The sequence below is a fragment of the Thermosynechococcus sp. Uc genome (assembly GCF_029335995.1).
GTDB lineage: Bacteria > Cyanobacteriota > Cyanobacteriia > Thermosynechococcales > Thermosynechococcaceae > Thermosynechococcus.
This window is the reverse complement of the sequence record NZ_JARJMS020000008.1, coordinates 1-6,824: the sequence shown is the minus strand read 5'-3', so window position 1 is coordinate 6,824 and position 6,824 is coordinate 1. Positions and strand designations below refer to the sequence as shown.

The 6,824-nt window shown below is 53.6% G+C and carries 7 protein-coding genes and 1 pseudogene; 4 read left to right on the top strand and 4 right to left on the bottom strand.

Annotation, left to right across the window (positions count from 1 at the left end; all coding sequences use genetic code 11):
• Positions 1 to 288 (bottom strand): annotated as a pseudogene (locus P3X23_RS11860) (cytosine methyltransferase); the annotation flags it as partial.
• A gap of 56 nt (positions 289 to 344) precedes the next feature.
• On the opposite strand from P3X23_RS11860, the gene P3X23_RS00660 reads away from it, so the two are divergent.
• The gene (locus P3X23_RS00660) at positions 345 to 671 is read left to right on the top strand and encodes a hypothetical protein (RefSeq protein WP_300872106.1); all 327 of its coding nucleotides are present in this window, start codon (positions 345 to 347) and stop codon (positions 669 to 671) included.
• Here P3X23_RS00660 and P3X23_RS00655 read toward each other — a convergent pair.
• The 3 genes from P3X23_RS00655 to P3X23_RS00645 all read right to left on the bottom strand — a co-directional run bounded on the left by P3X23_RS00655 (position 668) and on the right by P3X23_RS00645 (position 2,052).
• Positions 668 to 1,252, bottom strand: coding sequence for an L-threonylcarbamoyladenylate synthase (locus tag P3X23_RS00655; RefSeq protein WP_300872104.1), 585 nt, complete (start codon positions 1,250 to 1,252; stop codon positions 668 to 670). The genes P3X23_RS00660 and P3X23_RS00655 overlap by 4 nt on opposite strands.
• Before the next feature lie 121 nt (positions 1,253 to 1,373).
• On the bottom strand, positions 1,374 to 1,544 hold the full coding sequence (locus tag P3X23_RS00650) for a gamma-glutamyltransferase (protein ID WP_300872102.1): 171 nt from the start codon (positions 1,542 to 1,544) through the stop codon (positions 1,374 to 1,376).
• Positions 1,498 to 2,052, bottom strand: a complete 555-nt coding sequence (locus P3X23_RS00645) for a gamma-glutamyltransferase (RefSeq protein ID WP_300872100.1) — start codon at positions 2,050 to 2,052, stop codon at positions 1,498 to 1,500. The genes P3X23_RS00650 and P3X23_RS00645 overlap by 47 nt, the downstream gene beginning before the upstream one ends.
• A 286-nt stretch (positions 2,053 to 2,338) precedes the next feature.
• On the opposite strand from P3X23_RS00645, the gene P3X23_RS00640 reads away from it, so the two are divergent.
• From P3X23_RS00640 to P3X23_RS00630, 3 genes are read left to right on the top strand one after another with little or no spacing between them, the layout of a single operon-like run.
• Entirely contained in the window at positions 2,339 to 4,168 is a 1,830-nt protein-coding gene (locus P3X23_RS00640) for an NAD(P)H-quinone oxidoreductase subunit F (RefSeq protein WP_300872098.1), read from the top strand.
• Entirely contained in the window at positions 4,153 to 5,649 is a 1,497-nt protein-coding gene (locus P3X23_RS00635) for an NADH-quinone oxidoreductase subunit M (protein ID WP_300872096.1), read from the top strand. The genes P3X23_RS00640 and P3X23_RS00635 overlap by 16 nt, the downstream gene beginning before the upstream one ends.
• Complete coding sequence (locus tag P3X23_RS00630) at positions 5,646 to 6,791, top strand: CO2 hydration protein (RefSeq protein ID WP_300872094.1); 1,146 nt, start codon at positions 5,646 to 5,648, stop codon at positions 6,789 to 6,791. Before P3X23_RS00635 ends, P3X23_RS00630 begins: the two co-directional genes overlap by 4 nt.
• Positions 6,792 to 6,824: the final 33 nt, after the last annotated feature.

The window sequence follows — 6,824 nt, the reverse complement described above, 5'->3', positions numbered from 1 at the left end:
GCGCAGCCAACCGAGCTTCGGCAGAAACAGGCGGCTATTGGCCTGATCGAGTTTGAGCTGTTTCGGGTCGGGAGAGCGGACGCTGTCCGCTTGGCCTTTTTTCTTGAAACGTGGGAAGTCGGCTTGCTTGGCGAAGAAGTTGCTGTAGGCACGTTCTAAGTCCTTGAGCAACTGTTGTAGGGGATGTACGGGCGTATTCGCTAGCCAAGCGGTGTTCGGCCTGTTTCGTCACTCGGTCTGATCGCCAGTCGGCATGAGTTCGTATTTGAAGGTTTGGATGCGCTGCAGGTGGTGAATCATATTTTTATCGTGCGACAGTCCATTGAGCAGCAGCAGAGGCCACAGTGAAATCCAAGGAGGGCTACGCCGTCTGCCCTATCCTTCCTCGCCCTGTTGGCTTGCTCCCGCGCAGCGGTACGGCGGGGCTTGCTGCATCTCTGGTCAAGTGTGAGGCTATACTGGCAGTGACGACGTGGAGTCGCAAGATGGATGCAGCTCAAGTGAAAGCTTTAGTGGAAAAAGCCCTAGAAGATAAAATTCTTACCCTTGAGGAGCATGGCCAGATTATTGATGCGGTGCTCTCCGATGGCCAAATTTCCGAAGAAGAGGAGAAAATTTTACAGGAACTCCTCGAACGGGTCGCCTCCGGCGAAATTGATTCCCAGTACTAGGACGTTTGAATCTGCACTCGCCCTTGGCGCAGGACGTGCCATTCCCCCGATTGCCACTGCACCACGGTTGAGGGTTCTGCAGGCGTAGGGGGTAACCGCCAAGGGTGGAGCGTCAGCACTTGGGGAAACTCACGAGCGATCGCCCCCACTTCAATGAGCGGCGGCTGCCCCGAACGGTTAATGCTGGTGGTGGCCAAAGGTCCTGTTTGCTCTAGGAGCGTTTGCGCAGGAGGCCAATTGGGAACCCGTAAGCCAATTGTGCCTGTACCTAGGGGGTTCAATCCGGGGGGGAGTTCAGCGGCAGGCAATACCAAGGTTACAGCACCTGGCCAATAGCGCGCCGCCATTGCAGACCACTGTTCCCATTCAGCGGCAGTGCCACGTACAAACGGCCAGAGTTGCTCAGGATTGGCGCCCATGAGGATCAAGGGTTTATCTGGTTGGCGCTCCTTGGCGGTATAGATTAGTTCTCCGCGATCGCAACGACTGGCCAAAGCGGGCACTGTATCGGTGGGAAAACTAATCAACCAATTGCCTGTGCGCACTGCAGCCACCAAAGCAGCTAGACTTAACTGTGCCATGCCTTTTCCCTACCAACCAATTCAAGTGACTGGTATTATCCCACTCCGCAAATTGGATCGGGGTTGCGGGAGCAACAGCTTCTTGAGTACGGGCACGCCGGGGGAAAATTTCTGTCACCCGCTATTGGGCATAGCGACGACTGGTGAGGGTGGTTACGGGAACAGGCACAAAGTCACTATCCCCAAGATAACGGGCGCGATCGGCATAGGCAATTTGCATCACACTGGCGAGGTAGTGACCGCGATCAAGGGGTGTGGAAGTAGGGGGAAGTAGTTGCCAAAGATTGAGCATTTGCACAAGAGCAACACCCCCAGAAGAGGGGGCGGCATCGAACAAACTTGAAATACATAGTAGGTGCCACAGATTGATAGTAGGTGCCACAGATTGGCGATCGCCAAAGGGGAGTATAAGTTGGCAAATCCTCTTGGCTGATTTTGCCCCCTTGCTGTGCCATCAAGTCCGCGATCGCGCCAGCAATCCAGCCCTGATAAAAGCTTTTGAGGTCACGGGCGATCGCCCCCAAAGTTTTTGCCAACTCTGGCTGCCGAATGAGGGGACTCAAGGGGGGAACTTGACCATACCTGAGGAAAATGCGCGCAGCGGTGGCATCCTGCTGAAGAACAGATTGGCGCATTGGCGCCCACTGCCGATAGCAGGAGGTGACGGCAAATCCCTGTTGAGCCGCCTGAATGGCAGGCATCACCACTTGAGGCCAAGGCAGTTGACCGTAGCGTTGGTGCAAAGTGGCTAAACGAGCAACGGTGCTGGGGGTGCCTGCAGCTAAGACCCACTGCAGCATCTACGGCATTGCCCCCTGTTTTGAGAATTTCTATCCCTACGCCTGCTGCTGCGGGTTGAGCCGCTGTAACCCTTCCCCGCTGACCCCTCGTCTGGGCTAGAGTGAAGGTTCCGCTAGGACAGTGCCTAGGAGGGGCGATCGCCCCCCTTGAGCAACTTTCCTTAGACTAAACCCTTGTCCCATGATTGATTTGGCTCAAAACCGCTGCGGAACGTCAGCCTGTAAAATAAATACACGAAAAGAGGATTGTTGCAAAATCTATCAACCGCCAAGATTTATCTTTGCCATGCCAAATTCACTTTTAGAAACCAGTTGGTGGGTGCCCTGTTATGGTTTGGTGGGTGCAGCCCTAACATTGCCTTGGGCCACTGGTTATGTGCGGCGCACTGGCCCTCGACCGGCTGCCTACTTTAACCTGCTCATGACCGTTGCTGCCTTTGTCCATGGCTTTTTTCTGTTGCAACAAACTCGCAGTGGCGCCACCACAACAATTGTGTGGCATTGGCTGCAAGCGCCTGGTCTAGACCTCTCCTTTTCGATTCTGGTCAATAGTGTCACCACTGGGGCAATGGAACTGGTGACGGGGCTGAGTATCTTGGCACAAATTTTTGCCCTTGGTTACCTTGAAAAGGACTGGGGCATGGCGCGGTTCTTTGCCCTCATGGGCTTTTTTGAAGCAGCCCTCAGTGGCATTGCCATTAGTAATTCACTTCTGCTTAGCTATGGGCTACTGGAGATGCTGACCCTCTCAACGTATTTGCTCGTTGGGTTTTGGTATGCTCAGCCCCTCGTGGTCAAAGCTGCACGGGATGCCTTTCTCACGAAACGGGTAGGGGATATTCTCCTGCTGATGGGGGTTGTTGCTGTGGGGAGCCTTGCGGGCAGCTATGATTTTCCCGATCTCTATGAATGGGCAGAACAGGTGAACTTACCGCCGGGTTGGGGCTTTTTACTGGGTCTGGCTCTCACTGCTGGTCCTACGGGGAAATGTGCCCAAGTGCCTTTACACCTCTGGCTAGATGAAGCAATGGAAGGCCCTAACCCTGCCTCAATCATGCGGAATTCGGTGGTGGTGGCTGCGGGTGCCTATATCCTGATTAAGCTGCAACCGATTCTTGTGGCTTGTCCGGGGGCAAATGTGCTGTTGATTCTCATTGGTGCGGTGACGGCCATTAGTGAATCGCTTGTCTCCATTGCCCAAATTGACATTAAACGTGCACTGTCTCACTCGACGAGTGCGTATCTGGGACTAGTCTTCATTGGTGTTGGTACGAATTGGACAGATTTTGCCCTGTTTGTATTGCTGACCCACGCGATCGCCAAAGCCCTACTTTTTATGAGTATTGGCAACGTGATTATGACCACTAACTGTCAAGATTTGACGGAATTGGGTGGCCTAGGGGGACGGATGCCAGCCACAAGTTCGGCCTTTGTCATTGGTGGGCTGTCCCTAATTGGGTGTTTACCCCTTGGCGCCTTTTGGTCGTTTTATCGCGGCATTGACTACTACTGGCAGGCGATGCCTTGGCTGGTGGGGGTGATTTTAGTTGTGAATGTACTGACGGCGGTCAACCTTACCCGTGTTTTTCGCTTAGTCTTCCTAGGGTCTGCTCAACCTAAAACCCGCCGTGCCCCTGAGGTGCATTGGCCGCTGGCGGTGCCAATGGTAACCTTGAGTATTCTAAATTTACTGGTGCCCTTTATTTTGCAGCGGGTGCAGTTGCTGCCGACAACGATTGACTGGGGGATGGTGGCGCTTTTGGTAGTCTCTGGATTGATGGGGATTCTTCTGGGTGGATTTGTGACCCTTAAGCGCAGTTGGACGCGCTCCATTAGGGTACCCTTGCGCTTTGTGCAGGATCTGCTGGCCTACGACTTCTACATTGAGGAACTCTACCGCTATACCGTGGTTTGGGCAGTGCGTTCCCTCTCGCAGTTGAGTGCTTGGGTGGATCGCCACATTGTGGATCGAATTGTGAATACCACGGGTGTGGCCTCCCTTGTCGGGGGTGAGTTGCTGAAATACAGTGCCAGTGGTCAATCCCAAGCCTATTTACTGCTGGTATTTATTGGTGTGGCTATCCTTGGGGGGGCGATCGCATGGCTACTGCTGTAACGCCGCTGTTGAGTTTCCTCCTCTGGGTGCCCTTGCTCGGTGCCCTTGGCCTAAGTCTGTTGCCTGCTGAGAGTTTGGGGCGCACCTACCGCAGTTTAGCCGCTGTGGTGATGGCGATCGCCCTTGTGGTAAGTCTTGCGATCGCTCGCCTTTTTGATCCGAGTAATGCGGCGCCACAATTAATAGAGGTGATGCCGTGGCTAGAGCCACTGGGGTTGAGCTACCGCCTAAGTGTGGATGGCCTGTCGCTGCCGCTATTGGTTTTAAATAACTTCCTAACATTGATTGCCCTGTTGGCCACTTCTGTCAATCTGCCCCGTCCTCGGTTGTATTACCCCCTAGTCCTGCTGTTGAATGCTGGTGTCAGTGGCGCCTTTTTGGCCGACAACTTGCTGCTCTTTTTCCTCTTTTATGAATTGGAGTTGATTCCCCTCTATCTTTTGATTGCTATTTGGGGTGGGGCACGGCGCAGTTATGCAGCCACAAAATTTTTAATTTACACGGCAGTTTCCGGGGTGCTGCTCCTAGCCGGCTTCCTAGGACTAGTGTGGCTTGCCCATGCCCCTTCCTTTGACTTTGACCCCCAGTTATCCACCCTCTTGCCCCTCAGTTCACAACTTATTTTGCTGGGGCTAATTTTGGTGGGGTTTGGCATCAAGATTCCCCTTGTGCCCTTCCATACTTGGCTACCTGATGCCCACGTTGAAGCCTCCACTCCCATTTCAGTTCTGCTAGCAGGGGTACTCCTCAAACTGGGTACCTATGGGCTGGTGCGCTTTGGCGTGCAGTTATTCCCCCAAGCGTGGCAGGTCTTAGCGCCCCTGTTGGCCACGTGGGCGGTGGTCAGCGTCCTCTACGGTTCCCTGATGGCGATCGCCCAAACGGACATGAAAAAAATGGTGGCCTACAGTTCTATTGGACACATGGGGTTTGTCCTTTTAGCCACTGCAACGGCCACACCCTTGAGTATTCTGGCAGCCATTGCCCAAATGATGAGCCACGGGCTCATTTCCGCCCTCCTTTTTTTACTGGTGGGGGTTGTCTATGAAAAAACCGGCAGTCGCAATATTGAGGTGCTACGGGGATTACTGAACCCAGAGCGGGGTTTACCCCTAATTGGCAGCCTAATGATTGTCGGTGTCATGGCCAGTGGCGGCATCCCCGGTATGGTTGGCTTTGTTGCCGAGTTCTTGATCTTTCGCAGTAGTTTTCTTGCCTTTCCGGTACAGACGCTCCTGTGTATGGTGGGGACAGGCTTGACAGCAGTGTATTTTCTGTTGCTGGTGAACCGCGTCTTTTTTGGTCGTCTGCCCAATGAGCTAACGGATTTACCGGCAGTTGCTTGGGGCGATCGCCTGCCCAGCCTAATCTTGGCCACGCTAATCTTAATGTTAGGAATTGCTCCCAACTGGTTGATTCACTGGAGCAAGAGCACGGTTGATTTGCTAACCCCTACTGTTGTGACATTGCCCACCCTATGACATTGCTTCGTCCGATGCCTACCTCCTACTATCCTGATTTGCGGGCTGTGATTTTAGAGCGACTGCTCCGGGGTCAAGCCTTGTTGCCGGATTCGCCAACCCATGTCATGGAAGTGGTGGGCATTCTCAAAAGCTATGGAGTAGTACTCAAAGCCTACGCCGAAAACCTCTGTGACATTAGTGAGCGGCAGTTTCTTGTTTTCTTTCCCTTTTTCAAATACTTCAATGGTGAAATTACCATTCCCAAGCTACTGCGCCACTGGTGGCACGACCGCATTAACTATGAGTATGCCGAATACTGCATGCGCGCCATGATGTGGCACGGGGGTGGCGGTCTTGATGCCTTCTTGGATTCGGCAGAATTTCGCCAATTAGCCGGCAAGGCAATTGCGGCCAAACTGCGGGGCAATCCCCTGATGCAACTGCTGAATCAGCTTTTTCCAGAGTTTTTGCTGGAAATGGTGCGGATGCTTTGCTACTACAGTGGCTTGGGGCAGTTTTGGACAGTGATGTATCCCATCTTTCTAACCTTGAGCGATCGCTATGAGGCGGGTGAGATTCACAGTATTCCCGATGTGGTGGATCACATTCGCGCCGGTCTAATTGCCGAGGCGCATCGCCCCATTACCTACAGTGTCAAAATCCACGGTCAAACCTACGATATCCTCCCCCGCAGTGCCAACCTTACCTTTTTAGCCGACACGGCCATTCCCTACATCGAAGCGGTCTTCCTGCGGGGCACTCCCTTCTTTGGCTTGGTTTCCTTCAACGCCCAAGCCCAGCAAATTTCCCGAGATCAAGCAGAGTTTAGTTATGGTGCCCTCTTTGCAGATCCCATTCCCACGGGTGCTGCCGGCATTCCCCCCACCCTCCTAATGCAGGACATGCGCCACTATCTCCCCCCCTATCTCCTGGAGTTCTATCGCCGCCACGGTCGGGGAGAAGGCGATTTGCGGGTGAAAATCTGCCAGAGCTTCCAAAAGTCAATGTTTTGCGTCACTACAGCAGCAATCACTGCTCTTGCCCCCTATCCTTGGACGACCACTGACCCCCAAGAGCAAGCTGCCAATCGTGCCTTCTACGAAACGTGGTTGGATCGCCTCGAAACCTCCCGCCTCTGGAACGTGCAACTGAACAAATGACATACTCCCGGCCCTCACGCTGCGCGTAGAGGG

Coding starts and splice junctions, on each gene's coding strand:
- P3X23_RS00650 (WP_300872102.1), bottom strand. CDS start 1,544: ATGCTCAATCTTTGGCAACTACTTCCCCCTACTTCCACACCCCTTGAT.
- P3X23_RS00630 (WP_300872094.1), top strand. CDS start 5,646: ATGACATTGCTTCGTCCGATGCCTACCTCCTACTATCCTGATTTGCGG.
- P3X23_RS00635 (WP_300872096.1), top strand. CDS start 4,153: ATGGCTACTGCTGTAACGCCGCTGTTGAGTTTCCTCCTCTGGGTGCCC.
- P3X23_RS00640 (WP_300872098.1), top strand. CDS start 2,339: ATGCCAAATTCACTTTTAGAAACCAGTTGGTGGGTGCCCTGTTATGGT.
- P3X23_RS00655 (WP_300872104.1), bottom strand. CDS start 1,252: ATGGCACAGTTAAGTCTAGCTGCTTTGGTGGCTGCAGTGCGCACAGGC.
- P3X23_RS00645 (WP_300872100.1), bottom strand. CDS start 2,052: ATGCTGCAGTGGGTCTTAGCTGCAGGCACCCCCAGCACCGTTGCTCGT.